Genomic DNA, 26,254 nt, shown 5'->3' with positions numbered 1-26,254 from the left:
CAAGGACCGGGGTGCGGGTCGGGGTGATCAGCGCGGATCCGGGGCACCCACTGCTGACGGCGACCGCGGCGGTGCTGCGGCGGGACGCGCACCGGGTGGAGTTCGTCGATCCGGGCGACACGCGCCCCGCGGCGGACGGGGACGCTGCGCCCGGGGCCCCCGCCGACGTCTATCTGCTCAAGGCGCGGACGCCGGCGGCGCTGGCCCTCGCCGCCCGCCTGGAAGGCCAGGGAGTACCCGTCGTCAACTCCGTCCCGGCCACCACCCGGTGCCAGGACCGGGTCGCGATGGCGGAGGTGGCGCGGGCGGCCGGGCTGCCGTTCGCGGAGACCGTGCGGGTGGCGACCGTCGACGCGCTGGTGGCCTCCAGGGCGGACCTCGACTTCCCCCTCGTCCTCAAGAGCCGCGAAAGCCGCCGCCACGACCTCGTGGCGCGCGTCGACACCCCGGCCGAGCTGGCGGAGCTGGCCGCCGTCTGGCGCCATGAACCCGTGATCGTCCAGGAGTTCACCGCCAACAGCGGCTGGGACCACAAGCTGTGGATCGTGGACGGGCAGCCGTTCGCCGCCCGCCGACGCTCCGAACTGTCCCCCGGCGGCCGCGGCCCGAACCAGCCGCTGCCGCCCGCCGCCCTCCCCGCCGCCTGGATCGAGAGTGCGTTGCACGCCGGCGAGGTCTTCGGCCTGGAGGTGTACGGCGTGGACATCCTTCACCTCGGCGTCGGTGCCCCGCTGATCGTGGACATCAACGCCTTCCCGGGCATCCGCGGCCAGGCGGGCGCCCCGGAGACGCTGGCGGCACTGGCGCTGCGCCGGGCCCGGGGCGGCACCGGGCGGTGACCGGCGAGGGCCCGGCCCGGACCGTCCGCGTCGTCCATGAGCGTCCCCCCATAGCCCACGCGCCCCGCGAGTTACACCCCCTCCCGGCCAACTCAACCCGAAAGAGTGCCAGTTCAGCGCGGGTGTGACGGCACAGGTCTAGGGCGTCGGGGCCCGGGGTAGGGCTGGCGCCGTCAGAGGGGGTGCTTTCGTGCGCCCTCCTTCCGTACACACCGTCCGTACGGAGGGGCACCGGTATCGGGAGAGGCCACCAACGGTGACGCAGTCACAGTCGCAGCCCACGTCGCAGCCATTCGTCCTGCCGCACTTCTACATGCCGCATCCGGCGCGGCTGAACCCGCATCTTCAGGCCGCCCGGGCGCACTCCAAGCAGTGGGCGCGGCAGATGAACATGCTGGAAGGTTCCGGCATCTGGGACGAGCGGGATCTGGCCGCCCACGATTACGCGTTGCTGTGCGCCTACACCCACCCGGAGTGTTCCGAGGAGGCGCTCAACCTCGTCACCGACTGGTACGTCTGGGTCTTCTTCTTCGACGACCACTTCCTGGAGAAGTTCAAGCGGACCCTGGACCGGGAGGGCGGGAAGGCGTACCTCGACCGACTGCCGGCGTTCATGCCGATGGACCTGGACACGCCCATGCCGGAGCCGACCAACCAGGTCGAGGCGGGGCTGGCGGACCTGTGGCGGCGCACCGTGCCCGCGATGTCGCTGGACTGGCGCCGCCGGTTCGCCGAAAGCACCGAGAACCTCCTGAACGAATCCCTCTGGGAACTCTCCAACATCAACATCAACCGGATCTCCAACCCCGTCGAATACATCGAGATGCGGCGGAAGGTGGGCGGCGCCCCCTGGTCGGCGGGGCTGGTGGAGTACGCGACCGGCGCCGAGGTGCCGGCGGCGGTGGCCGACTCCCGCCCCCTCCGCGTGCTCAAGGACGCCTTCTCCGACGCCGTCCACCTCCGCAACGACCTCTTCTCGTACCAGCGCGAGACCGAGGACGAGGGCGAGCTGAGCAACGGCGTCCTGGTGCTGGAGACGTTCTTGGACTGCTCCACCCAGGAGGCAGCGGACGCGGTCAACGAGCTGATCACCTCGCGGTTGCAGCAGTTCGAGGACACCGTCCTCACCGAACTGCCGACGCTCTTCGTCGACCGTGGCCTGGACCCGGCCGGCTGCGCCGCCGTGCTCGCGTACGCCAAGGGCCTCCAGGACTGGCAGTCCGGCGGCCACGAGTGGCACATGCGCTCCAGCCGCTACATGAACGGCGGCGGGGCGGGCGAGCCCGGTGCCACCGCGGCCCCCTGGTCGCCGCTGGTCTTCGGCGGTCTGGGCACCCAGGGGCTGGGCGCGCTGGTCACCGGCGCGCTCGGCCTGGGCACCTCCGCCGCGGACCTGCCGACCGCCCTCCGCACCGCCGGCGCCCAACGGCTCCGCCGCCGCACCCACACCCCCCACCAGCCGGTCGGACCCTCCCAACTCCCCGACTTCCACATGCCGTTCACCACCACGCTCAGCCCCCACCTGGGCGCGGCCCGACGCAACGTCGTCACCTGGTCACACCGGATGGGCCTGCTCCAGCCGCAGCCCGGCGTACCGTTCTCCGACATCTGGGACGAGGACGCCCTGCTCCGCTTCGACTTCGCCCTCTGCGCGGCCGGCCTGCACCCCGACGCCACCCTCGAAGAACTCGACCTCGGCACCCAATGGCTGACCTGGGGCACCTACGCCGACGACTACTACCCCGCGGTCTTCGGCCGGACCCGCGACGTCGCCGGCGCCATGGCCACCACCAAACGCCTCTCCGCCCTGATGCCCGTCGACGCGTCCGACCCGACCCCCGAACCGGCCAACGCCCTCGAACGCGCCCTCGTCGACCTCTGGAACCGCACGGCCGGACCGCTGACCCCGGACGCCCGCCGCACCTTCAAGGCCACCATCGACACGATGACGGCCAGTTGGCTCTGGGAACTGGACAACATGGTGCTGCACCGCGTCCCGGACCCGGTCGACTACATCGAGATGCGCCGCGCCACCTTCGGCTCGGACCTCACCATGAGCCTGAGCCGGCTCGGCCACGGCCGGCAGGTGCCGCCGGAGATCTACCGCAGCGGCCCGATGCGCTCCCTGGAGAACGCCGCCGCCGACTACGCCTGCCTGCTCAACGACGTCTTCTCGTACCAGAAGGAGATCGAGTACGAGGGCGAGGTGCACAACGGAATCCTCGTCGTACAGAACTTCTTCGACTGCGACTACCCGACCGGGCTGGCCATCGTCCACGACCTGATGACCTCCCGGATGCGCGAGTTCCAACACGTCGCCGCCCACCAACTCCCCATCCTCTACGACGACTTCAACCTCTCCGCCGAGGCCCGCGCCATCCTCGACGGCTACGTCAAGGAACTGGAGAACTGGCTCGCCGGCATCCTCACCTGGCACCAGGGCTGCCTCCGCTACCGCCCGGAACACCTCCGCCACCGCCCCGGCGCCCCCGGCTGGCTGCCGGGCCCCTCGGGACTGGGGACGTCGGGGGCACGGATGGTGGGGGCCATCGGGGCGGCGGCCGGGTAACGAGGGGGCGGGTGGGCTGCGCCGAGCGGAATTCGAGGTGAGCGGGCTGGGCGGGTGACCCCGGGACTGTTCGGCGCCGGGGCCGGCCCGCCCTGACCGCCTTGAAGCCCTGTACCAGCACCTGCTCCGTGCCCTCTAATTCCCACACGGTCGGGCACGGCCCCTCATCGCAGTCGCTAGCGAGCTGTTTGAGCTTCACCGGCTGCCCCCTGTCGGTTGATGTCCTGCTTGATGCTCCCGAGGATGTGACCCGAGGGCCAAGGGACCACAGTTGAGAGAACGGGAAACTGAGGCGGCCCACCTGGATGAGGGGGGTGCGGCTGCGGGGGCGTTCTGCCGTTACTCGGACGACGCGGTCGTGCGTGAGCGGCGGCGCACCGCGATCACTCCACCTACGGCGAGGGCCGCCCCGGCCGCGACGGCGCCGGGGACGATCCAGGAAGGGCCGTGTTCGACGGGTGCGCCGGCGATCGTGACGTGCTGTTTGGCGATCCGCTTGCCGTGGTCGCTGACCGCGGTGAGCGTGTAGCGGCCCTCGGGGACGTCTTCACGCACACGTGCGTGGCCCGCGTAGACCGTGCCGCCGCCATCGTCGCACTTGCATCCGGGATCGTCAGCGCTGTTCGTCGTGATGGTCATAGCGTCGCTGAAGACGGGGGACCTGACGGTCAGGGAGTCTCCCAATGCCGGTCCCTGAACGGTGAGGATCACCCGGACATCAGTGCCTGGCCGTATCGGGGCGGGTGCGTCGCTGAACGCCTTCTGGGGGCCGATGACGAACCGGCGGATCTCCGCCGGGCCCTCCGCCGCGACCTTGAGGCTCACGGTGGCGACCGTACGGCCGTGGCTGGTCGCCGTGAACGGGTAGGTGCCCGCGCGCAGACCCGACCGGATACCGGACCAGCCCAGCACCCTCGACTCCCTCGCGCCCTTCTTCAGGGGGACCAGGATGATCGGCTTGTCGAGGGCCGGGGAGGTGACCTCGACCCTGTCCCAGCCCGGCGCCATGCCTTCGACGCGGAACTCGGGCTCCGAGTCGCCCGAGACCAGGAGCCTGCCCATAGGTACGTCGTACTCCAGGCGGATGCCTGCCGACGGGCTCCCGGACGGAGCCGGGCTTACTCCATAGGCCGCTGCCCCTGCGGCCGTTCCCAGCGAGGGCACCGCGACAAGAGCGGCGACACTCAGGGCCCGGACTGCGTTGCGGAACATCGATTCCCCTTCGACAAGCAACGGTTGGGCCGGTTCGACCACATCGATCCGTCGTCCAGGAAGAGGGCGAAGGCGGGCATCAGGTTGCGAGGCGGCGCAGTTCACGATGCGAGGCGGACACCCGCCATCGAGGGTCGGGGAGGCGGGAGAGCCCCGGGCCGCGGTGGGCGGGTCCGGGGCTCCGGCGATGCCGTGCCCGTGCGTTCTCAGATGGTCGCGGGTGCGCTGTTCTTCAGTGACGTGAGGAACGAGTCCCAGGCGCCGGCGCCGACGGTCAGGTGGGGGCCTGAGGTGTCCTTGCTGTCGCGTATGGCGGTGGTTCCCGGGGCGTTGTGTGCCACCTCTACGCACTCGCCCCCGTCGCCGCTGTAACTGCTCTTGCGCCAGGTAGCGATCTCGACGCAGTTGCCGCCCGTGCCGCTGTAGCTGCTCTTCTGCCACGTGTGGTTCTCAGAGATTTGGGTGCTCATCGTTAGCTACCTCTCTGGCGCGGGTCCTGTTAGAGGCTTTTCCGCACCTGGCCGATCAATTCGATGCTTTCCGTGGGGCCCAGTGCGATCGACCGGAGCGATTCGAAGATCGTCGCGTACTGCACTGTTTCGTCCTGGGTCTCCATGTAGTGCATGCCGGTGCGGTGCTCCACCGATACGACTTCGGGATACGCGGGGTTGGGGAAGCTGAATAGTACGAACGCACAGTTCAGTCCGCCGTGAGCGCCTGCCTGGTCGGGGATGGTCTGCAACTCGACCGCGGGATGGTCTGCCATGGCCTCAAGGTGTTCCAACTGGCGGCGCATCACCGAGAGGCCGCCTACCTGAACTCGAAGCGAGGACTCGATCAGTATTGCGTGCAAGCGCGGCGGATTGGCGCGCTCCAGCACCTCTTGTCTTTTTACGCGCGCTTCCAGCAGAGCCTCTATCCCTTCGTGCCCGAGCGCGGACGGAGGTGCGGAGAGGATGGCGCGGGCATAGTCAGGTGTCTGCAACAGCCCTGGGATGAGGTTGTTCTGAAACGACCGGATGCACGAAGCGGTCTCCTCGTAGTGGACGAGGTCCTTCATCGAAGGACGCACGAGAGCCGCGCGGCGTAGCCAGGAAGGTTCTCGGCGTCGCTGAGCCAACTCCACCATGCCGTCGACCTCGGCGGGGTCGTCCACTTCGTAATACGTCAGCAGATCGCGCAGCTCACCCAGTGAGATCCCGAGGCGGGCGTTCTCGATTCTGTTGATCTTCGTGCGGTGGCAGCCGATGCGCTCGGCGGCCTCTTCTGGTGTCTTCCCTGCCTGCTCCCTGAACTCGACCAGCTTGCCGGCAAGGCGGCGCCGCCACACCGGCGGTTGTGTCCCGGCCATGAGGCCCCCCTCTCGACGTGTGCGTACGCAGAACACTAGCCCCTACGAGGTGAGTTGGGACAAGTTCCAATTGGTCGGTTGCAATCTGGAGTCGTCCGGAGCAGTCTAGTCCCGTAGTCACTCGGTGTGTTGAGTTGCTCACCGTCGAGTGATCTCGCAACTCCGTCATGCGCTCCAAGGGGATAGCCATGTCCGCACGCGCTCGGCCCGTAGTAGCTCGACTCGCCCCCGTCGTTTCCGCCGCCGTTGCCTACCGCATACCGAGTGAGCCCCGGAGCGCTGGATGGGCTCGTAGGGAACTGCGGCGGCTGTTGCGGCAGTGGTGCGTAGCGGACGAACTCGCTTGTACGGCTGGGGTGTTGGTGTCCGAGTTGGTTGCCAATGCGGTGCGGGCGCAGGCGGCGGTGGATGGGGCGTGGGTCGGGGTGCGGTTCGTGCTGGCGGACGGGGGTGGGCGGCTGCGGCTGGAGGTGCGGGACGGGAGTGCGGAAGAGCCGGTGGTGAAGGACGACGTGGAGGAGGACGCGGAATGTGGGCGTGGACTGGTGCTCGTGGACGCCTTGGCAAGTGGCTGGGGCGTGGTGCCGGACGGCATCGGAAAGGTCGTGTGGGCGGAGTTGGCCGTGGTGGGGGCGGTGTGAGGTATCGGGCGGAGGTGACGGTGCGGTGTCCGGACGGGGTGGCGATCGAGCTGGGCGGGCTGGCGTCGTCGTCGCCGCGTCGGGCGGTGGGGTGGGTCCGGCGGCGGGCCGTGCACGTGGCGCAGCAGTTAGGGGCACCGTATGAGGGTGGGGTGCGGGCCTGGCTGGACGGTGCGGGGGAGTTCGGCGGGGCGGTGCATGCGTTGGCGGGGGGAAGTGCCGTGGCGCTGACCGTCGTTGATGCGGAGGGGTGTGCGTATGCGCTGGTGGCGCGGCCGGTCGCCGCGTCGCTGGAGGTGGCGGCGTGACGCGGGGAGTGGGGACGCCGGGGATCTGGTGCGAGCGGGTGGTGTACCGGTCGCTGGACGCGGACATCGTCGCGTCGCGGGTGGCGTTCGCGGTGGACAGCCCGGCGCAGGCGGCCCGGGCGATCGGGGCGGATGCGCGGAGGATGGCCGGTGGGCTGGCCGGGCGGGCGCGGCGGCGGGTGTTGAGCGGGGTGCAGGGCGGCGGGCGCGTGGGGGCCATTGCCGCGTTGCACCGGGGGGAGCCGTGTGGGCTGGCGCTCAACTGCGGTGGGGTGTGGGTGGAGTGGTCGGCGCGGCCGGTGTTCTTCCTGCCGGTGGTGAGTCGTACGGGGCCGCGTTGTCCGGAGGTGGCTGAGGGGGGAGTGGGGTTCGGTGGTGTGGTGGGGGCGGCGGGTGGTTGGTGGTCGGCCGTGCCGGGGTGACCGGCCCCCTCGGGCGAGTGGCCGGATTTCCGTCCCGGCCCGGGGCGGTGGGTGGGAGCCTCCAGCCTCCCCCCCCCGTGTCACCGGCGGCCGCTCAACCGGGACGCGGAGGTTTTGGGCGAGCTGGATCACGCCGCCATCCGCATCCTGGCCCGGGAACCGCGCGCCGCCTTCGCCGACGTCGGGGCGCGCCTGGGCGTGCACGAGCGGACGGTCGCCCGCCGCCTCGACCGGCTGATCGCCGCGGGCCTGGTCCGCTTCACCGCCTTCCTCGTGCCCGAGCACCTCGGCGAGGGCCTGGCCTGGTCGTCGAACCCGACGGCCGCTGCGCCCCCGGCCGGCTGCACGAGACGGCACTGGCACTGGCCCGGCGGCCGGACGTCCGCGCGGTGGACGTGGCCACCGGCGCGTCCGAGGTCGTCGCCGAGCTGATCGTGCCGGGCCCCGATCAGCTGTTCTCCCTGGTCGACGGGCCGATCGCCCGCATCCCCGGCGTCACCGGCATCCACACCGCGGTCGTACTGCGCCTGCTGCTGACCGCCACCGACTGGGACCCGTACGGCGACGAACCCACCCCTACCCGGCGACGACCCCACCCCCACCCGGTGCCGGATCGCGGAGGGCGGGCCGCTGCCCGCGCCGCCGACCATCGACGGGAGCTGATCGGCACCGCGGCACCGCTCCGCTTTCGGGGTGCTCCCCTCCGCTTCTGCTCTGCCGCGGTGCTCCCCTCCGCTTCGCCTTCGCATTGCTCCTAAAATGGGCAAGGCGGGGCGTAGCGGGCAGAGTGTGGGCGCGGCGGGAAGGACACGGCGGCCGCCCCCGACACCGCCGAGCACGCCGGTGGACCACCGGCCCGGCGAGCGCCCGCCGGCGGCGGACCGTACCGGCCCCGCGCCACGGAGACGGCAGCGCCCCGGAAAGTACAGGCTGCGACGGACTGGCGATGCGATGACCTCGGAGAATGACCGGCCGCAGAGGCCGGGCGACGGGGCGGACGAGGGGCCGGGCCGGGCCTGCGACCTCGCCACGGCGGCCGCGGCCGAGCTGGACGGGCACGGGGTGGTGGTCTCCTGGACCCGGGCGGCGGAACGGCTGCTCGGGTACCCGGCGGCGGAGGTCCTGGGGCACGACGCGGTGGAGCTGCTGGCCGTACCGGGGGACGCGGCCCGGGTCGCCGCCGTGGCGCACTGGGCGGAGGACGGCTGGAGCGGGTCGGTGGCGGCCCGGCACCGGGACGGGCGGGCGATCCAGCTCGCGGTGCAGGTCTCGCCGGTGCTCGCCTCGACCGACGACGGGAGAGCCGGGGCCGGGCGGTGGTCGGTGGTCGCCCTGGAGGAGTGGCGGGTCCCCGGCGGCGGGGTGAACCAGCTGATGTTGGAACCGTTTCTGGCCCATGCACCGGTCGGCATGGCCGTCCTCGACACCGAGCTGCGCTACGTCTGGGTGAACGCCGTACTGGAGCGCCTGATCCCGCTGGAGCAGCGGCTGGGGCGCACGGTGGGCGAGGTACTGCCGCGACTGGAGGCGGAGGCGTTCGAGGAGCGGATGAGGCGGGTGCTGGAGACCGGGCACCCGGTGATGGACTACGAGTTCCGCAGCCCCACCTACGCCGATCCCACCCAGGAACGGGCCTACTCGGCGTCGTTCTTCCGGCTGGCCGGCCCGCACGGCCGGTGCGTGGGGATCTGGTACATGGTCATCGACGTCACCGAACGCTGGCGGGCCCAGGAAGGACTGGCGCTGCTGAACGACGCCAGCGCCCGGATCGGCAGCACCCTCGACGTGACGCGGACCGCGCAGGAACTGGCCGACGTGGCGGTGCCGGCGCTGGCCGACTTCGTGGCCGTCGATCTGCTGGACTCCGTGCTGCGCGGCGAGGAACCGGTCCCCGGGCCGGTCGACAGCACCCCGACGATGCGGCGGACCGGGCAGCGGTCGGTCCGCGAGGGGTGTCCGGAGGCCGCGCTGGCGGTCGGCGAGACGGTCCGGCGGGCGCCGTCGTCGGCGATGGCGCGCTGCCTGCTGTCGGGGGAACCGGTGGTGGAACCGCTGCTGCACGCCGACAGCCCCTGGGTGACCGAGGACCCGCGGCGGGCCGACATCGTGCGCGCCTACGGGTTCCGGTCGGCGATGGTGGCACCCGTCCGGGCCCGCGGCATCACCCTCGGCACGGCGACCTTCGTCCGGTCCCGGCGACTGGGGCCCTTCGGCGCGGACGACGTGCGCCTCGCCGAGGAACTGGTCGCCCGCGCCGCGGTCTGCCTCGACAACGCGCGGCGGTTCACCCGCGAGCGCACCGCGGCCCGGATGATGCAGCGCAACCTGCTGCCGCACGCGCTGGCCGGCGGCGCGGCCCTGGACGTCGCGTCCTGGTACTTCCCGGCGGACGCGCCGAGCGGGGTGGGCGGCGACTGGTTCGACGTGATCCCGCTGTCGGGGGCGCGGGTGGCGCTGGTCGTCGGGGACGTGGTCGGGCACGGCCTCGACGCCGCGGCCAGCATGGGCCGGCTGCGGACCGCGGTGCGGACCCTGGCCAATCTGGACCTGCCGCCGGACGAACTCCTCGCCCGGCTCGACGACTTGGTGATCGGGCTGATGGAGACCCGCCGGGACGGCGGCGCGGCCGCCGACGACGAGACGGCCGCCACCCTCCAGGGCTTCCTGGGCGCCACCTGCCTGTACGCCGTGTACGACCCGGTCAGCCGGCGCTGCACGATGGCCCGTGCCGGCCATCTGCCGCCCGCGGTCCTCGCCCCGGGCGGCGCCGTGGAGTTCCCGGACCTGCCCGCCGGACCACCGCTCGGCCTGGGCGCGCTGCCCTTCGAATCGGCCGAACTGGAGCTGGCCGAGGGCAGTTTGCTGGCGCTCTACACCAACGGCCTGATCGAGACCCACGACCGGGACATCGGGGTGGGCATGGCCCGGCTGGGCGGCGCCCTCGCCGCGCCCGGCGCGACGCTCCAGGAGATCGGCGGGAACGTGGTGACGGCGCTGCTCACCGAGCCACCGTCCGACGACGCCGCGCTGCTGCTGGCCCGGACGCACGCCCTGGACGCGAGCCAGGTCGCCTCCTGGGACCTGGGCACCGACCCGGCCGTGGTCGCCGGCGCCCGCAACCTCGCCGGGCGGCAGCTGACGGAGTGGGGGCTGGAGCCGCTGCGGTTCACCACCGAACTGGTCGTCAGCGAACTGGTCACCAACGCCATCCGGCACGGCAGCGGCCCGATCACGCTGCGGCTGATCCGCCAGGAAGCCGCCCTGATCTGCGAGGTCTTCGACACCGGCAGCACCGCCCCGCATCTGCGGCACGCCCGGACCACCGACGAGGGCGGCCGCGGCCTGCTGATCGTCGCCCAGCTCACCCGCCGCTGGGGCACCCGTTACACGACCAACGGGAAGATCATCTGGGCGGAGCAGGGACAGGGGGACCGAGACGGGCAGGGGTCGGAACAGGCGTCGTCGTCGGGGGACGGGGAGGGCGCGGTCGCGGTGGGGTGACCGGACCGGGGTGCGGTCGCCTGGCACCCGCCTGGCACCCGCCTGGCACCCGCCCGGCACCCGCCCGGCACCCGCTCGGGCCGCTCGGGCCGTACCGGGCCCACCGGCCCGCGCGGCACGGTTCCCGCCCGCACAGGGTCGGTCGCCCGATGGCCCGTCTACGCCTTCTCCGTACGCCGGTTGAGATACGCCAGCACGGCCAGCACCCGGCGGTGCCCGCTGTCGCTCGGCGGCAGCCCCAGCTTCGCGAAGACGTTGCCGATGTGCTTGCTGACGGCCCGGTCCGAGACCACCAGCAGACGCGCGATGGTGGAGTTGTCCCGGCCCTCCGCCATCAACTGGAGCACCTCGCGCTCGCGCGGCGTCAGCGAGTCCAGCGGATCGTCCCGGCGGCGGGTCAACAACTCGGTGACCACTTCCGGGTCCAGCGCCGTACCGCCGCCCGCGACCCGTTCCAACGCGTCCAAGAAGGCGTCCACCCGGCCCACCCGGTCCTTGAGCAAGTAGCCGACCCCGCCCGCGCCGTCGCCCAGCAACTCGGCGGCGTAGGTCTCCTCGACGTACTGCGACAGCACCAGCACCGGCAGCCCGGGCAGCTCCCTGCGCGCCGCGAGCGCCGCCCGCAGCCCTTCGTCCCGGAACCCCGGCGGCATCCGCACGTCCAGTACCGCCACGTCCGGCCGGTGGGTGAGCAGGGCCGGCAGTACCTCCGGTCCGGTGGCCGCGACCGCCGCCACGTCGTGCCCGGCGGAGGTCAGCAACAGGACCAGCCCCTCCCGCAACAAGGCGTTGTCCTCGGCGATCACCACGCGCACGGCAGCTCCACTTCGATCACGGTGGGCCCGCCGACCGGGCTCACCAGCTCCATCGTCCCGTCGAGGGCGGCGACCCGCCGGCGCATCCCGAGCAGCCCGGTGCCGCCGGCCCCGGAGCCCGTGCCGGCCCCGGTGCCCCCCTCACGGGCGCCGCCCCGGCCCTCGTCCCGCACCCGGACCCGCAACGCCCCTGCCGAACGGGTGAGTTCGACCGCCGCCCGGTCCGCCCCGCCGTGCTTGGCCGCGTTGGTCAGCGCCTCCGCGACCACGAAGTACGCGGCCGCCTCCACCGCCGCCGGGGCGCGCGGCGCCTGGGTGCGGCCGCTCTCGCGCACCTCCACCGTCAGACCGCTGCCGGCCGCCAAGGCCCGTACCGCACCGGCCAGTCCACGGTCGGTCAGGATCGGCGGATGGATGCCGCGGACGACGTGCCGCAGCTCGGTGAGGGCCTCCTCGGCCTGGTCCTGGGCGTCGTCCAGCAGTGCGCGCGCGGCCTGCGGGTCCGCGTCGTACATCCGGCGCGCCAGCCCCAGCCGCAGGGACAGCGCCACCAAGTGGGCCTGTGCGCCGTCGTGCAGATCCCGTTCGATGCGCCGTAGTTCGGCGCCGTGGGCGGCGACCGCGCCGGCCCGTGTGACGGTCAGTTCCTCGACGCGTTCCGCGAGTCGGCCGGTGTGCAGGGCCTCCGGTGTCGGCGTCAGCAGTGCCCGCGACCACGCCGCGTCGAGGTCGGCGAGCCGCCCGATCAGCGGCAACACCACCGCCCGGCGCCTGAACAGCCCGCACCACACCCCGTCGACCACCAGCCCGAGCGCCCACAGCGGCAGGCAGACGTACGCCAGCAGCCAGCCGTAGCCGAAGTGCACCACCAGCCACCGCAGATCGCGCACCGTCCCGGGATCCGACAGGGCCGTCCGCACCCGTTCGCCGAGCCCGCCGCGCAACGGCAGATACGCCGCGGGGACCGGCTCGCCCGTCCAGGCGGCCACCCGGCGCCGCTTGAACCCGGCCATCCCGCGCAGCATCAGCACCGTCTCGGGCAGCACCCCCGCGCCGATCACGATGAGCGTCGCCACGGCGGTGAACAGGAGCACCGCCAAGAACAGGTACGACAGCAGCGCCAGCCCCGCCCCCGCCGTCAACTGGCCGGTGGCACGCGCCGCCCGCCGTACCGCTGTCCGCATCCCCGCCCCGCCCCCCATGGCCAACAGGCTAGATGGCCAACGGGCTAGGCGACGGTACCGGCGGGCACGGCCGGGTCGGCCCCAACCCCGGGGGTGTAGCGCGCTACACCCCTGATCAGGGGGTGCGCTCCCTCGTCGCCGGCCCGCGCGCCGGGCATCGTGGTGGACGGGCCGAGCGCACAGGGTCACCGCTGCTGACATGGCGTCCGCACCGGTGACCGCGCCCGCCCCAGCCCCCTGTTGTGCACCGCCCCGGGTCCCCGGCCCCAGGCCCCGGACCCGTCTCACGCCCGGAAGGAACGCCACCGATGAACGCCCTGAAAGCCCTGGTCTGGTGCGCACTGGCCGTCGCCCTCGTCGTCAACGTCGCCACCAGCTTCGCCTTCGACGGCGTCCAGCAGGTCCTGATCAGCGTCGGTACCGGCAGCGTGGTCATCGTGTCGGCCGCGGCCCTGTTCCTGATGCGTCGGAGGCGGCGCCCGTGACGCCGCCACCGCGTTCCGGGTGGCCCGCGTGGACCATCGGCAAGCGCCGGGACACCCACAGTGACCTGCCTGTTTTGCCTGAATTTTCACGCAAAGGTACTTGTTGGTGCCGAGTGTCCGTCGTAGTGTCGAAAGTGTCGCGGCGAGAACGTTCCGCCGGAACGAAACCGTTAGGGAACGCCCCGACGGGAGCGCCGAATCGCCACCAGAGCACGGTCCGGGAAGCTGCGGCGCCATTCCTCTCATAGGAGGCGAAGATGACCTTCAGGGCATTCTTCCCCCGCAACCGCAACAACGACCGCGGACGCCACGGTGGTGGCTGCGGAGACTGGGGTGACGGCTACGGAGGACGCGGAGGATACGGCGGGTACGGCGGACGCGGGGGCTATGGCCACCGTGGCCACGGCGGCCGTGGTTTCTTCCTCGTCGGTAGGTTCTGATCCGTCCATCCGACCTGTTGTCCTCATCTGTTGTCCTTACCTCGAACGACAGTTGACGACCAGTGACAGTGACATGTGATTCGGGCCTAGGGACCTGATACACAGCCCGAGGCGGGCTCGCGTATCGCACGCGAGCCGGCCTCGTGGGCTGCCGTCACCCGGTTCACCGGCCCGCACTACACCTCGTGACCATGCATCTGCGCACCTCCCGCCGCGCCCGCGGCCCCAGAACGGCCGACGGACGTAAGGCGGGGACGGCCAACGACCGGGAGACGCCGACGCCCCGCGGCCGAGGGACGAAGACGGCCACGCTCGCCGGGCCGTCGCCCGCACCGACCCCCGAACGCCCGCGCCCGACAGCACAATCCGCGCCACCCGGGCCGGAGATGGGGCCGGAGACGGGGCCGGAGCCGGCCCACCCCACCACCCCCACCACCCCCACCCACCTCCCCACCGACGCCCCCATCCTGACCCGCCACGTCGGCCCTGTGGAGGCGTTCCGCCGCTTCTGGCCGCTGACCCTGGGCGACCGCCGCTGGATGCTGCTGGTGGGACTGTGCGCCATCCTCGCCGCCCTCGCCGAGACCGTCACGATCCTGATCTTCGCCCAACTCACCGACCACGCCCTGGCGAAGGGCTCGGTCAGCGCCTTCTGGCACCCCGCCGGCATGTGGCTCGCGATCGCGGTCATCGGCGCCGTGGCGGGCTACCTCGGCAACTCCCTCGCCGCCTGGACCGCGGAACGCTTCCTGCTGCGCCTGCGCGCCCGCGTCTTCACCCATCTCCAGACGCTGCCGCCGCACTTCTTCCAACGCAACCGCCGCGGTGACCTCGTGGAACGGCTGACCGGTGACGTCGACGCCATCGAAAGCCTCGTGGTGAGCGGGCTGGTGGGCGCCTGCGCGGCCGTCTTCAGCACGCTCTTCTACGGCGCCGCCGCACTCCTGCTGCGCTGGGAACTGGCGCTCGCCACCTTCGTCGCCGCCCCGATCTTCTTCGCCGCCACCCGCCGCTTCACCGGCCGGCTCCGCGACGTCTCCCGCCGCCAGCGGGCCGCCGACGGCGCCCTCACCTCCGTCGTCGAGGAAACGCTGGTCAACGTCGTCCTCACCCAGGCGTACAACCGCCAGCGCGACGAGGAACAACGCCTGAGGCGGGAGGCCCTGCGCTGGCTGCGCGCCTCCGTCGCCAGCGCCCGCCTCAACGCCCTCTACGACCAGTTCATCGAAATCCTGGAAACCCTCTGCGTACTGGCCATCATCGGCCTGGGCGCCTGGGAGATCTCCGCCGGCCGGATGACCCTCGGCCAGCTCCTCGCCTTCGCCGCCTTCATCGGCTACCTCTACCCGCCGATCCGCTCCCTGGGCAAGCTGGGTCTGACCGCCACCGCCGCCACCGCCGCCGCCGACCGACTCTTGGAGATCCTCGACGCCCGACCCGCCGTCACCGATCCGGCACCCGCCCGCACCACCCCGTTCCCGTACCGCGCCCACGGCGAGGTCACCGCCGACGACGTCACCTTCCGTTACCCCAACTCCCCGCACCACAACGCCCTCAACGCCTTCTCCTTCACCGCGCACCCCGGCCAGTTCCTGGTCGTCACCGGCCCCAGCGGCGCCGGCAAGTCCACCCTCGCCGCGCTCCTGCTGCGCTTCTACGACCCGGACGCCGGCACCATCCGCCTCGACGGCATCGAGGTCGACCGCCTCCCGCTCGCCGACCTCCGCCGCAACATCACCCTGCTCCCCCAAGAGACGCTCGTCCTCCACGACACCATCGAACGCAACATCGCCTGCGGCCGCGAGAGCCCCGACCCGACCCACCAGGAAGTCGTCCACGCCGCCCAGGCCGCCGACGCCCACGCCTTCGTCACCGCCCTCCCGGACGGCTACGCCACGGTCATCGCCCCCGCCACCGCCGCGCTCTCCGGCGGCCAGCTGCAACGCATCGCCATCGCCCGCGCCATGCTCCGCGACGCCCCGGTCCTCATCCTCGACGAGCCCACCACCGGCCTCGACACCCTCGCCGCCCAGCGCATCCTCACCCCCCTCCACCGCCTCGCCGCCGGCCGCACCACCCTCGTCATCACCCACGACCTCGACCTGGCCGCCACCGCCGACCGCATCCTCGTCCTCGACGACGGCAACCTCACCGAATCGGGCACCCACACCGAACTCCTCCTCCGCGGCGGGTTGTACGCGGAACTGTTCGCAGGGGGGAGGCCCGACTCGGGGCACTAGAGCGGCCGGTATGCGCTGCTCCTCTAACGCGGCCACCACACCCACGACCAACGGGACGTCCCTCGGCGCCCCGCGCAGTGCTCTGGTGTGTTCGCGGCGGACGTGTCACCCTGCCGGCGCCTACGGCTCGGGCCGCGCCCGCCGGTTCGGCAGGTCACGGCACCCCGCCGACCGGCCGATCCCTTCGCGGCGCTCGACGGACAAGGAGACGGCCATGAGGACATCCCATGACGACGCGCCGCAGAACCCCGCACGCGACGCAGGCGGAGAGCGCCACGGCGAGGCGTCGGCCTCCGGGGACGGGGACGCCTTGCGCAAGCGGCATCTGGCACGCGGCCGTAGCGCGATCGACCGGGCCACGGCGATGTGCCGCTACGCCGGTATCGCCGAGGACGATGCGCAGGTCGTGCCGAAGGACCCCACCGCGAAGGCGGCCAACGCCGTCCGGCTGTCCGCGCAGGCCCTCGCGCGCCTTCCCGAGTTTCCCCTCGACCCCGCGGCCGACGCCCGTTGCGCACGGAACGCCGCCGCCGCGGCCGCCGTCGTAGCCAAGGTGGCGCAGTCCCACGCGGGAGCCGGTGACCTCTCGGACGTCGCCTACCGCGCCGCCATCAAGGCTTCCATGACCGGTGGAGCAGCCGCCGGCCAGGCCGCGCGGGGCCGGGACGAGGCGCTGAACCGGACGGCGGATGCGGACGAGGCGGCAGCCGTGGCGGCGGCCGAGGCGGCCGGCTGGATGTAAGACGAGCCAGCCCCGCCCCAGGAACCGCACCACTACGGGAACGCCCCCGTCACAGGAACCGCACCACTACGGGAACGCCCCCGTCACAGGAACACCCCCATCCCAGGGAACACCCCCGTCACCAGAACAACCCCAATGCGCCATCCACCGACCAGCTCTGCCAGGACACGGCGAAGAAGCCGACCGCGGAGACCAGCGCCATCATCAGGTTCTGCCCCTGCTCCGCCCAGTCGTGGATCATCAGGACGAGGTAGATCAGGTTGAGCACCAGTCCGGCGATCAGGGCGACGGGGGTCAACAGCCCGATGATCAAGCCGAGCCCGAGCGCCAGCTCCGCGTAGGCGACGACGTACGCCATCAGTCGCGGCCGGGGCTTCACGACGCGGTCGAAGCCCGTCCGGACCACGGACCAGCGGTGTTTGGCCGCGACGCCGGCCGCCCAGTCGATGCCGCCGCCGGCGAACCAGCTCTTCTTGTCCTTGTGGCGCCAGCTCTCCAGCCACCACAGCCCGAGACCGATGCGGAGGACGGCGAGCCATTCGGCGTCGGTGAGCCAGATCGTCTGCATGCGAGCTGCCCCTCTCACTTCCCTGGCTATCTGATGGTCCGTCAGTTCAGCGGAGGTCGGCCGATCGCGCAAGAGGTCGAGTTTCCGGCCCTCCCTTGTGGTTGCAAGGGCGAGCTCCTAACCTCCGAACTGATGGGTCGTCAGATTCCGGACCGGCGTGACTCACCGGCACGGCAGTTGGGGGTACAGCGTGACCAGCGGCAACAGCAGCACCAACGGCACCGCGGAGCTGCCGAGGATCATCAGCGTGGACGACCACGTGATCGAGCCGGCCCACCTCTTCGAGACCTGGTTGCCCCGGAAGTACCGCGACCGCGGCCCGAAACCTTTCACCGCCGGCATCGGCGAGCTGGCGTACGTCGGCGGGAAGTACCGCTTCACCACGGACCCGGAAGGCCAACTCACGGACTGGTGGGAGTACGAAGGGCTGCTCTTCCCGTACAAGCGCATCATCGCGGCCGTCGGCTTCTCCCGCGACGAGATGACGCTCGACGGCATCACCCGCGACCAGATGCGGCGCGGCTGCTGGGACCCCAAGGCCCGCCTGGTGGACATGGACGTCAACCACGTCGAGGCGTCGCTCTGCTTCCCGACCTTCCCGCGGTTCTGCGGGCAGACCTTCGCCGAGGCGGAGGACAAGGAGGTCGGACTGGCCTGCGTCCGGGCGTACAACGACTGGATGGTGGAGGAGTGGTGCGGTGACAGCGGCGGCCGGCTCATCCCGCTGTGCCTGATCCCCCTCTGGGACATCGACCTCGCCGTCGCCGAGATCAGGCGCAACGCCGCCCGCGGCGTCCGGGCGGTCACCTTCAGCGAGATCCCCACCTACCTGGGCCTGCCGTCCATCCACTCCGGCTACTGGGACCCGTTCTTCGCGGCCTGCGAAGAGACCGGGACGGTCGTGAACATGCACATCGGCTCGTCGTCGCAGATGCCGGCCGCCTCCCCGGACGCACCGCCCGCCGTCCAGGCGTCGCTCTCCTTCAACAACGCGATGGCCTCGATGATGGACTTCCTCTTCAGCGGGGTGCTGGTGAAGTTCCCGCGGCTCAAACTCGCCTACAGCGAGGGCCAGATGGGCTGGATCCCGTACGCCCTGGAGCGGGCCGACGACGTCTGGGAGGAGCACCGGGCGTGGGGCGGGGTGAAGGACCTGATCCCGGAACCGCCGTCGACCTACTACTACCGACAGATCTTCTGCTGCTTCTTCCGCGACAAGCACGGGGTCGAGGCGATCGAAACCGTCGGGGTGGACAACGCGACCTTCGAGACCGACTACCCGCACGTCGACTCCACCTGGCCGCACACCAAGGAGGTGGCCGCCGACCACGTAGGCCACCTCCCGGAGGACGTGGCCTACAAACTGCTCCGCGGGAACGCGATCCGCATGCTGGACCTGCCTTTCGACCGCGACCGCGCCGGAGACCGCGCCTGAGGCCGCGTCGGAGACCGCGCCGGAGAGCGTGGCTCAGGCCGTGCCCGAGGCCGGGCAGCGGCGGGGGCGCGGCCGGGGCGCGGGCCGGTCAGGTGAGCGCGTCCGCGTCCACCCGCGACAGGACCAGGTCCATCTGCTCGGTCACCGGTCCGCGCACCCGGACCGGTGGGCGCGGCTGTCGCAACATCGCCGGATAGTCCTCCGGCATATAGGAGTTGACCAGGCGGTACGGGTGCAGGCCGTGTGCCAGGAAGGGCGCCAGGACCTCGTCCGGGGTCGTCCCGCAGGCGGCCAGCCGGTCCGGGCTGACCTCCACCACGATCTCGCAGTCCGCCGGCAGCTCGTCGAGCAGCGGGACCAGGCTGGCCAGCACCGTCCCCTCGGCCCCCTCGACGTCGATCTTGATGATCCGGGCCCGCCGGAACTCCTCGGCGGTCACCGCCTCGGTCATCGGGAGGCCCGGCACCCGCAGCTCGGCCTCGTGCCGCTCGGGCTGGATCAGGCTCGTGGCGCCCAGGTTCCCGGCGTGCGGGACGAACAGCCGGACCTCGCCCGGCTCCGCCGTGATCGCGCACCGCACCGCCCGTACGTGGGAGAAGCCGTTCAGGTCAATGTTGGCCCGCAGCGCACTGTGCATGTCGGGGGCCGGCTCGACGGCGACCACCATTCCCTCCGGGCCAACCAGCTGGGCGGCGAGCAGGGAGTAGTACCCCAGGTTCGCCCCGACGTCCACCAGCCCGGAGCCGGGCTTCAGCCGCGCCGCGATGAACGCGCTGACCTGCGGCTCCCAGCACCCGTGCACCAGGATCGACCGCTGGATCAGATCCTCCGTCGTGCCGATGCGGACCCGGAAGCCGTACCGGGTCCGCACCACCCGATCGCGGCGCGGATTCTGCCGCAGCCCCACATCGAGCCACTCGCGCAACATCAACCGCTTCAGGCCGAGGCCCCACCCATGGCGGACCCACCAGCGGGACGCCAACAGCAGCGGCGTCCACGGCGGGGGCACCAAGTGCGTCTCGGACGGCGGAGGACGGAGCCCGGCGGAAGACATGTCCGCGACGCTACGAGACCTCCCGACGGACAGCAAGGAGACGCATCCCACACCGGCGGCCGCCCCCTGCCGACCCCGAAGGCACCACCGGCACCGAAGCCGCCCCAACCCCCCACACGCGACTAGCCATTGGCCGGAAAACGCCACTCGAAGCGGGCCAGCTGACGCGCCCGGGCCTCCACAACGGCCATCCGGGCGTCCCGCTCGGCCGCATCGGTGTGCGACGCCTGACTGGTCACCTGCCCGGGCCACTTCCGGTACAGCAGACCCACCTCAGAGGAGAACCAGCCGCGACTGGTGGCGTTCAACGCCAGGAGCAACCCCGTGTCCTCGGAGGCCGGGAGCGCCATCCAGCCCCCTAGAGCCAGCAGCAGATCGCGGCGGACACACAGGGACGCGGGGTGGACCGGCGCCAGGTAGTCGTGCGCCTTCCAGAAGTCGAGGACCGCGCCGCGCTCGATCGGACCGGGCGCCGGATCCCCCTCGAAGCCGACCGTCGAACCGTCCGGGAGCAGGTCGAGGACGCGCGAGGTCGCCCAGCCGAGGCTGCGATCGCCTTCCAGGACGGCCAGGTCACGGGCGAGCGCGCCGGGCGGCAACTGGTCATCGGCGTCCAGGACCTTGACGTACTCGCCCTCCGCCTGCGCCAGGGCGATGGTGCGCGCGACGCCAGGTCCGCCGGGCCGCCCCTGACGGAAAGTCACCCGCGGGTCGTCCGGAACGTGCGGAGCGACCTCCGCGCTCATGCCGTCCTCCTGGACGACCCAATGCCACTCCCACCCGTCAGGGAGCTCCTGCCGGCAGAGCGACGCGTAGGCGTCCGGCAAATACGGCGCGGAGGGGGCATGGACGGCCGTGACGATGATGATGCGCCGACGCACGGCTCACCACCTTTCCAGGAGAGTAGTGAAGACCAGTTCCGTGCGGTCGCCGGGCAGGATGACGTCGGTGACGTCCACGACGCGGCGATCGGTGTCGTAGGAGACCTTCCGGAGCACCAGCACCGACGTCCCGGGCGGCAACTCCAGCTCTTCGGCCTCCTCGGGCGTCGGCGGACGAGCGGTGACGTGCTCCTCGACGCGGTCCAGCTCGATCCCGACGGAATGGAGCTGGCTCTGCGAGCCTCCCGGCCACGGCTCCTTGGTCTCGTCCAGGAGGTCGGGATTGCCGACGATCATGTCGCGGACGAGGTAGGAGGTGACCAGGCTGAACGGGGCGCTCTCGACGGTGCACCGGGTCCGGTAACTACGCCGGAGCAGCGCCGTCCCCTCGGGGACGCCGAGCGCCTGCGCGAGGGCCGCAGTCGCCTCGACCTCGCGGTACCGCGCGCGGAAAACCAGATCGCCGACCCGGAGGCCGGTGTCGTGCTCGGTGGCCCCGGTCTGCGCCCGCCGCTCCAGTGGCGCCCGCGCCCGGTCCTTCTCCCACTGGTGCCGAAGATTGCTGCGCCGCGCGAGGGCACGCGGACGGCGGACGAAGTTCCCGATGCCGTGCTGCTTCTCGATGAGCCCCTCGTCCTGTAGCGCACGCAGCGCCTCCCGGATGGTCGGCACGCTACGACCGAACTCCTCGGCGAGCTTCGTCTCGGCCGGCAGCCGGTCCCCGGGCCTCAGCTGGCCGCCACGGATAGCAGTACGAAGCTCGTCCGCGATCCGCTCGTACGCCACTGCCATGGGTGCTCACCGTTCCGTCGCCCGACGCTCCGGCCCGCGCCCCAGAAGCCCGGCCGCCCGCCCCAGCCGAATCAACCGCCTACCTCCAGGCTACGACTCCTCATGAGGTGTTGACGAGTTGCCAAATCGTGCGATGCACCTGCATCGTGCGCCCGCCGCGTAGCGGGCCGGAGCGGCCGGCAACAGGCGGCACCTGAAAGGAAACGAGGCGGAAGATTGCGTGGTGCCCACAGATCGGATGTGGGCACCCTCGCCGCCCAGTTGCGGAAGGAGACATCTATCCGTTCGGCTCGACGCCGACATTCTCGAGCCACGTGTCGCTGATATTGATAGCCGGCTGAATTACCTCCGGATAGCGATCCGCCAGGTACTCCTGCTGGATCTCCTTGCCGGTTCGCCGATCTTTGACGATCTTCACACCCGCCGCTTTCATCTTCTTCAGCGTGCCAATGGATTCGCCCGACACCAGGGCGTTAAATGCCTTGATGGCCTGCGCCGATTGCTGAACGCTGTCCCTGCTCACGACCCCGCGATTGACGTTGATCATGGTGTTCGTGTAGGTGGCGCGAGGATCCCGACCCACAAACTCGCGACAGGCCGATCCGATTCCGTCGAAGAAGAGGTCGGCGATACTCTCCGGCCACACTTCGGTAATGATTTTGAATGCGACAATCAATCCTGTTGCGCTGGAATGGCATTGCTTTCCCTTGCCGACCATACGAACGATGCGCTCCTCGTCGACCGGCCAGCTGGGGACCAAGTCCTGCAGCTGCTCCGGGGTCAGTCGCCCGTTGGTCCACCTCATCCAGTGGAGACCCGCTGCGCGGTTGGCCAGGATCTTCAGCGCGGCCGCGTAGACGTTGGCGTTGCTCTGCTTCATCTCCGTAATCTGCGCGACGAAGTCGGCGGCTGAGCGGACGCGACCACCGTCGATTGCGGCAAAGGTGTCCGGGCTGAGGTTGTATGTGACCTGTGCGGTCACCGTAACGCCGGTTTCGATAATGGCAGCGGCGCGGTGCTGTCCGTCGATGAGGCAACCGTGCCAGTCCAGCGCGAAGCCCTGATGCGTGGTGCGGAACAGCCTATTTCGCAGAATGGTTTTGAATTTGTCCACATTGGACCGCTTCAAGGGGACACGGTTGCATGTCCGCTTTTCCATCCATGTCGAGCACCTGTCCGGCGTCACCTCGATGGTTTCGGTATACGTGCGTGGCTCGCTGCTGTCTTCCGCGGGCATGACTTGTCCTTCCGTTCCGTGCTTTGCGTTAATTTCTCGGAGGTCCGAAGAGGAGTAGTTGGGAGTCTAGCTCTGTTTCAATGGATGGTAGAGGAGTGCATCTGTAGTCGCTGCCAGATTCCATGCAGTGCATACAACTGTGTCATTATTGGATAATCGCGATCTTCATTGATAATTTACTGAACTCTATTGATCTTCATTGACTGTTTTTGCTCCGTTGGCGTGGCCCCGGAGCTTGCGGTGTCGCCCCGCGCGAGACCAGCCCCCAGCCTTCAGTCGCCTTCCCCGTGCGCCTGGAGTACGGCTCCATGTCGCGTAGAAAACGGTGTGCAGGTGCGCACTGCCTCGATGTATGCGCCTCCAGCGACGGCGTTGAGTGGGAGGCGGCGAACTGCGTCAGCTGCGTCGAACGGCGACTAGAGCTGACGATTCCGCAGTACGTGCGACAAGTGCTGGGCGCCTAGCAGCTCTGCGCGGAGCGTCGCATCTGCACCCTCGACCGGCTGCGGCTGGACCGTCGGCAGCCTCCCTCGTACTGGCTGACGGACGCACAGCTCAGCCCCGATCCACCGGCTTGATTCCGGAGTGATCGTTTCGGTGGGTTCGGGTCCTTGAGGTTGGTTGATCCGGTGGAGGGTGTGGGGTGTCCGCTGGTCTGCCCAGCTTTTCCACATGTCCACAGGTGTCGGGCCCTCGCGGGCGGGTCGGATGGGGCGTCAGGCCGCTTGGGGTGGGGCGTGCACGGCGGCGAAGAGATTGTCGAACGCCTCCTTCCAGGGCCAGTGTTCGGGCAGGTGCAGCGTCAGCTTGCGGGCTGAACGCGCCAGCCGGGCCGGGGCGTTGATCAGGTGGTCGCGCAGGGTGGTGGTGGTCGCCTTGGCGTGGAAGGTGCCGGCCAGGGTGCCCGCGGCGCGGGTCAGGTTGAAGGCGCAGGCGGCCAGCGCCAGCCAGGCGGCGTTCGCCTGGAAGTCGCCGGAGGGTGCGTGCGCGAACGGCCCGCCCTTGACATCGGCGATCACCTGCTCGACGACAGCGTGCCGCCGGTGATCGGCTTCGGCCTCCACAAGCGGCAGCGGGGAGTCGGTAAACGCGGCGTGGTAGCGGTAGAGCGTGAACAGCTCACCCTGGCCCTGCGGGGCCGCGTCCGGGTTGAGGCGCTTGACACGGCGGACGATGAGACGGGCGGTGACCTGCTGCTTCTTCGGTTTCGAGGTGAACGCGGTGTAGGTGACCTCAGCGATCTCGGCGTCCGAGATCCAGCACTGCTCCTCCTGGTCCCACACCGCCTTCGGGTACTTGATCGGCCTCCAGGCGTCCTCGTCGATCGTCGCGATCGCCTTCTTGACGGAGGCGTTCATCCGCACCGTGATGGAGAACTTCGCGCCCAGGGACCGGCAGGCGGCGATCACCTCGGCGGCGTAGAACGCGGAATCCGCCCGCAGTACCACCAGACCACCGGCGCCGCAGGCCCTCGCAGCGCGGATCGCCTCAGCGGCGAACGAAGCCGCACCACGCACCGAGTTGGTCGCGCCCTTGCGCAGCCTGCTGGCCGCGATCACCGGGGCGGCCATCGGCGTGGAGACTACTGCCAGCAGCGCGTTGAGCCCCTTGACCTTGTTGTAGCCGTAACCGGTGCCCTGCTTCGCGTAGCCGTAGGTGCGCTTGATGGTGTCGTCCAGGTCGACGTAGGCCACCGTGTCGATGCCGAGCAGCAGCGGGGTGTGCGCGGCCAGTTCGGGCAGGAACCGCCGTGCCACCGCGTGCAGTTGCTTCACATGCCCGTGAGTGAAGGACCGCAGGAAGCTGCCCAGCGTCGAGGGCGCACGCACCCCGCCGAAGAGCTTCCCCATCGCACCGTGCCGCAACCGGTCCATGTCATCGATGCTGTCCGCCCCGGCCACCATCCCGGCGATCAGCGTCATCAGCTTCGCCGCGGCGAACGCACCGGTGCCGTCCCGGTTCTTCGGCAGCCGGATCAACTGCCCGGCCAGCCGAGGCAACCCGCACCGCTCCGCCAGGCGCACCACCGGGGCCAGCCCACCGTACGCGACCAGATTCGGATCATCGAACCGTGCGGAAACCCTCGCCGTGCTGTGAGAAGATCGCATCCCGGAAGTGCCTTGTCGATCGTGCGTGGTGGAAGCCTCAAGAACTCCCATCATCGCAGGTCACAAGGCACTTCCTCGTTCCCGGCCCCCGCCCGCCTCGATCACCGACCGGTGGATCGGGGCTCAGCGTGCTGGTGTCGACGAAGGGACTAAACGCGCAGGCACCAGAACGTCGCGAAATGAACGTTCGATGATGGAGGTGCTTACAAATCCACGGCAACCCTGTTCGCCCGCTACGCGACCGAAACGGCATCCTCCCGAAGGCGTACGAGGCGAGTGGCGCATTGACGTTGGAGCTGAGGCGATATCGCTCAGCTCCTCGTTGAGCGGGAGACCGTGAGTTTTTGTGCGCTTCCCGCTGCCCATGCATGGCGAGAAAGCACAATGCCGGAGCCGAGCGACGTTGAACGATGTGGCGGTGGCATTCCTATGGCGGAGAGGTTCGGTGGGACATGTCGGATGTTCGTGGAGCGCTGCGGGAGGCCCAGCTGGGCGAGCGACCGCGGACCGTCAACCGGGGGCGGATGCCGGTGGTGGAACGGGAGCTGTCGCGCGTGGTGGCCACCGGCGTCCCCGGAGCTGTGGTGGAGTTCGGCTGCTTCCGCGGCGGGATGACCGCGTGGATGCGGGCCGTCCTGGAGGGACAGGGCTGTTCGGACCGGGTGATCCACACCTACGACGCCTTCCAGGGGCTACCGGAAGCGGGAGCGCACGACGGCGACCATCTGGCTGCCGGCGAGTTCGCCGCCTGCGCCACGGAGGTGCGCAGTCTGCACGAGACCTGGGGACTGCCCCAACCGGTCATCCACGAGGGCTGGTTCAACCAGACGCTGCCCCACCACCTACCGGAGCGGATCGCGTTCGGCTACCTGGACGCCGGCCGGTACGCATCTCACCTGTCTGCGTGCCTGCGTACCGCGCCTTTCAGTGGGGTCGGTGCTCGTCCTCGACGACTACGCGGACGCCTCCGCACCAGGGGCGGACGGCAGGTATCCGGCGCAGCCGAAGTCGCCGGGCGTGATGAGGGCGTGCGAGGAGTTCTTCGGAGCGCCGTCGCCGGTGGCCGTGGCATCCGCCGGAGGTGGCTGGGGCCTGGGCGTCTACCGACATCTGGACCGCGCCGGCAGCTTCAGATGACCCCACGGCCGGCCCAGAACTTTCCACCTCACGAAACCCGACCACCGCAAATCGATCACCGAACGGACCGATCACCGAACGGATCAATCACGGAACAGAACGATCGTTGGACAGATCGAGCACTGAAAAGGTCGAGCACTGAACAGATGGGGCGCTGAACAGAGGGAGCGACCGGTGGAACGCCTGAACTGTTCCGCGGCGATAGGGCTCGGTGACCGGCAGCCGTAAAGGAGCGGGGGTATTCACCGGACCGCGAAAACCCCCAACACGAATTTCCGCCATGTCCCCCTCAT

The 26,254-nt window shown here is 70.6% G+C and carries 24 protein-coding genes and 1 pseudogene; 14 read left to right on the top strand and 11 right to left on the bottom strand.

Translation table 11 applies throughout. From position 1 onward, the window contains the following. The first annotated feature begins 11 nt into the window (after positions 1-11). Both ACO0M4_RS17585 and ACO0M4_RS17580 read left to right on the top strand, forming a co-directional pair. Positions 12-839 (top strand): ATP-grasp domain-containing protein, encoded by an 828-nt coding sequence (locus ACO0M4_RS17585; RefSeq protein ID WP_430373830.1) that lies wholly within the window; start codon positions 12-14, stop codon positions 837-839. Positions 840-1,152: 313 nt separating this feature from the next. After that, complete coding sequence (locus tag ACO0M4_RS17580; protein ID WP_430373829.1) at positions 1,153-3,408, top strand: terpene synthase family protein; 2,256 nt, start codon at positions 1,153-1,155, stop codon at positions 3,406-3,408. A gap of 339 nt (positions 3,409-3,747) precedes the next feature. Here ACO0M4_RS17580 and ACO0M4_RS17575 read toward each other — a convergent pair whose 3' ends face one another. The 3 genes from ACO0M4_RS17575 to ACO0M4_RS17565 form a co-directional block, all read right to left on the bottom strand. Further along, positions 3,748-4,470, bottom strand: coding sequence for a hypothetical protein (locus tag ACO0M4_RS17575; RefSeq protein ID WP_430371523.1), 723 nt, complete (start codon positions 4,468-4,470; stop codon positions 3,748-3,750). A gap of 356 nt (positions 4,471-4,826) precedes the next feature. Next, on the bottom strand, positions 4,827-5,090 hold the full coding sequence (locus tag ACO0M4_RS17570) for a DUF397 domain-containing protein (protein WP_430371522.1): 264 nt from the start codon (positions 5,088-5,090) through the stop codon (positions 4,827-4,829). A gap of 29 nt (positions 5,091-5,119) precedes the next feature. Then, complete coding sequence (locus tag ACO0M4_RS17565) at positions 5,120-5,971, bottom strand: helix-turn-helix domain-containing protein (RefSeq protein ID WP_430371521.1); 852 nt, start codon at positions 5,969-5,971, stop codon at positions 5,120-5,122. A gap of 167 nt (positions 5,972-6,138) precedes the next feature. On the opposite strand from ACO0M4_RS17565, the gene ACO0M4_RS17560 reads away from it, so the two are divergent. From ACO0M4_RS17560 to ACO0M4_RS17535, 6 genes are all read left to right on the top strand, one after another. Then, positions 6,139-6,612, top strand: a complete 474-nt coding sequence (locus tag ACO0M4_RS17560; RefSeq protein WP_430371519.1) for an ATP-binding protein — start codon at positions 6,139-6,141, stop codon at positions 6,610-6,612. Beyond that, positions 6,609-6,920, top strand: coding sequence for a hypothetical protein (locus ACO0M4_RS17555; protein ID WP_430371517.1), 312 nt, complete (start codon positions 6,609-6,611; stop codon positions 6,918-6,920). Before ACO0M4_RS17560 ends, ACO0M4_RS17555 begins: the two co-directional genes overlap by 4 nt. Beyond that, a complete protein-coding gene (locus ACO0M4_RS17550) occupies positions 6,917-7,342 on the top strand; it encodes a hypothetical protein (RefSeq protein ID WP_430371516.1) in 426 nt (141 codons plus the stop codon). Before ACO0M4_RS17555 ends, ACO0M4_RS17550 begins: the two co-directional genes overlap by 4 nt. A 114-nt stretch (positions 7,343-7,456) precedes the next feature. Continuing rightward, positions 7,457-7,774 carry an Lrp/AsnC family transcriptional regulator gene (locus ACO0M4_RS17545; protein ID WP_430371515.1) on the top strand — a complete coding sequence of 106 codons (318 nt, stop codon included), beginning with the start codon at positions 7,457-7,459 and terminating at the stop codon, positions 7,772-7,774. Next, on the top strand, positions 7,684-8,100 hold the full coding sequence (locus ACO0M4_RS17540) for an Lrp/AsnC ligand binding domain-containing protein (RefSeq protein WP_430373827.1): 417 nt from the start codon (positions 7,684-7,686) through the stop codon (positions 8,098-8,100). The genes ACO0M4_RS17545 and ACO0M4_RS17540 overlap by 91 nt, the downstream gene beginning before the upstream one ends. Before the next feature lie 193 nt (positions 8,101-8,293). Next, positions 8,294-10,843: a SpoIIE family protein phosphatase gene (locus ACO0M4_RS17535; protein WP_430371514.1), complete on the top strand. Its 2,550-nt coding sequence runs from the start codon at positions 8,294-8,296 to the stop codon at positions 10,841-10,843. 158 nt (positions 10,844-11,001) lie between these two features. Here ACO0M4_RS17535 and ACO0M4_RS17530 read toward each other — a convergent pair whose 3' ends face one another. Together ACO0M4_RS17530 and ACO0M4_RS17525 are read right to left on the bottom strand one after the other, a co-directional pair. Continuing rightward, positions 11,002-11,658: a LuxR C-terminal-related transcriptional regulator gene (locus ACO0M4_RS17530; protein WP_430371513.1), complete on the bottom strand. Its 657-nt coding sequence runs from the start codon at positions 11,656-11,658 to the stop codon at positions 11,002-11,004. Continuing rightward, on the bottom strand, positions 11,646-12,842 hold the full coding sequence (locus ACO0M4_RS17525) for a sensor histidine kinase (RefSeq protein ID WP_430373826.1): 1,197 nt from the start codon (positions 12,840-12,842) through the stop codon (positions 11,646-11,648). Before ACO0M4_RS17525 ends, ACO0M4_RS17530 begins: the two co-directional genes overlap by 13 nt. A gap of 308 nt (positions 12,843-13,150) precedes the next feature. On the opposite strand from ACO0M4_RS17525, the gene ACO0M4_RS17520 reads away from it, so the two are divergent. The 3 genes from ACO0M4_RS17520 (at position 13,151) to ACO0M4_RS17510 (ending at position 16,749) form a co-directional block, all read left to right on the top strand. Next, a complete protein-coding gene (locus tag ACO0M4_RS17520; protein ID WP_430371512.1) occupies positions 13,151-13,327 on the top strand; it encodes a hypothetical protein in 177 nt (58 codons plus the stop codon). A gap of 631 nt (positions 13,328-13,958) precedes the next feature. Continuing rightward, entirely contained in the window at positions 13,959-16,007 is a 2,049-nt protein-coding gene (locus ACO0M4_RS17515; protein WP_430373825.1) for an ABC transporter transmembrane domain-containing protein, read from the top strand. Between the two features lie 214 nt (positions 16,008-16,221). Beyond that, positions 16,222-16,749 carry a hypothetical protein gene (locus ACO0M4_RS17510; protein ID WP_430371510.1) on the top strand — a complete coding sequence of 176 codons (528 nt, stop codon included), beginning with the start codon at positions 16,222-16,224 and terminating at the stop codon, positions 16,747-16,749. Positions 16,750-16,867: 118 nt separating this feature from the next. Here the strand turns inward: ACO0M4_RS17510 and ACO0M4_RS17505 are convergent, their stop codons facing one another. After that, positions 16,868-17,317 (bottom strand): DoxX family membrane protein, encoded by a 450-nt coding sequence (locus ACO0M4_RS17505; RefSeq protein ID WP_430371509.1) that lies wholly within the window; start codon positions 17,315-17,317, stop codon positions 16,868-16,870. Between the two features lie 190 nt (positions 17,318-17,507). Here ACO0M4_RS17505 and ACO0M4_RS17500 point away from each other — a divergent pair, with 190 nt between their 5' ends. Continuing rightward, positions 17,508-18,752 carry an amidohydrolase family protein gene (locus tag ACO0M4_RS17500; protein ID WP_430371507.1) on the top strand — a complete coding sequence of 415 codons (1,245 nt, stop codon included), beginning with the start codon at positions 17,508-17,510 and terminating at the stop codon, positions 18,750-18,752. An 88-nt stretch (positions 18,753-18,840) separates the two neighbouring features. On the opposite strand, the gene ACO0M4_RS17495 is transcribed toward ACO0M4_RS17500, so the two are convergent. The 5 genes from ACO0M4_RS17495 to ACO0M4_RS17475 form a co-directional block, all read right to left on the bottom strand. Then, positions 18,841-19,806: an FkbM family methyltransferase gene (locus tag ACO0M4_RS17495; protein ID WP_430371506.1), complete on the bottom strand. Its 966-nt coding sequence runs from the start codon at positions 19,804-19,806 to the stop codon at positions 18,841-18,843. Between the two features lie 122 nt (positions 19,807-19,928). Beyond that, complete coding sequence (locus tag ACO0M4_RS17490; protein WP_430371504.1) at positions 19,929-20,687, bottom strand: glycosyltransferase family 2 protein; 759 nt, start codon at positions 20,685-20,687, stop codon at positions 19,929-19,931. Between the two features lie 3 nt (positions 20,688-20,690). Next, positions 20,691-21,479 carry a GntR family transcriptional regulator gene (locus ACO0M4_RS17485; RefSeq protein ID WP_430371502.1) on the bottom strand — a complete coding sequence of 263 codons (789 nt, stop codon included), beginning with the start codon at positions 21,477-21,479 and terminating at the stop codon, positions 20,691-20,693. A gap of 277 nt (positions 21,480-21,756) precedes the next feature. Beyond that, positions 21,757-22,716, bottom strand: coding sequence for a hypothetical protein (locus ACO0M4_RS17480; RefSeq protein ID WP_430371501.1), 960 nt, complete (start codon positions 22,714-22,716; stop codon positions 21,757-21,759). Positions 22,717-23,432: 716 nt separating this feature from the next. Continuing rightward, a complete protein-coding gene (locus tag ACO0M4_RS17475) occupies positions 23,433-24,824 on the bottom strand; it encodes an IS1380 family transposase (RefSeq protein WP_430371067.1) in 1,392 nt (463 codons plus the stop codon). A 410-nt stretch (positions 24,825-25,234) separates the two neighbouring features. Here ACO0M4_RS17475 and ACO0M4_RS17470 point away from each other — a divergent pair. After that, positions 25,235-25,669 (top strand): annotated as a pseudogene (locus ACO0M4_RS17470) (TylF/MycF/NovP-related O-methyltransferase); the annotation flags it as partial. An 82-nt stretch (positions 25,670-25,751) separates the two neighbouring features. After that, complete coding sequence (locus ACO0M4_RS17465; RefSeq protein ID WP_430373971.1) at positions 25,752-25,961, top strand: hypothetical protein; 210 nt, start codon at positions 25,752-25,754, stop codon at positions 25,959-25,961. Positions 25,962-26,254: the final 293 nt, after the last annotated feature.

It is taken from the genome of Streptomyces sp. RGM 3693, from assembly GCF_050471125.1.
Lineage (GTDB): Bacteria > Actinomycetota > Actinomycetes > Streptomycetales > Streptomycetaceae > Streptomyces.
Note: the sequence above shows the minus strand (reverse complement) of the source record. Positions and strands in the feature narration are given on the sequence as shown.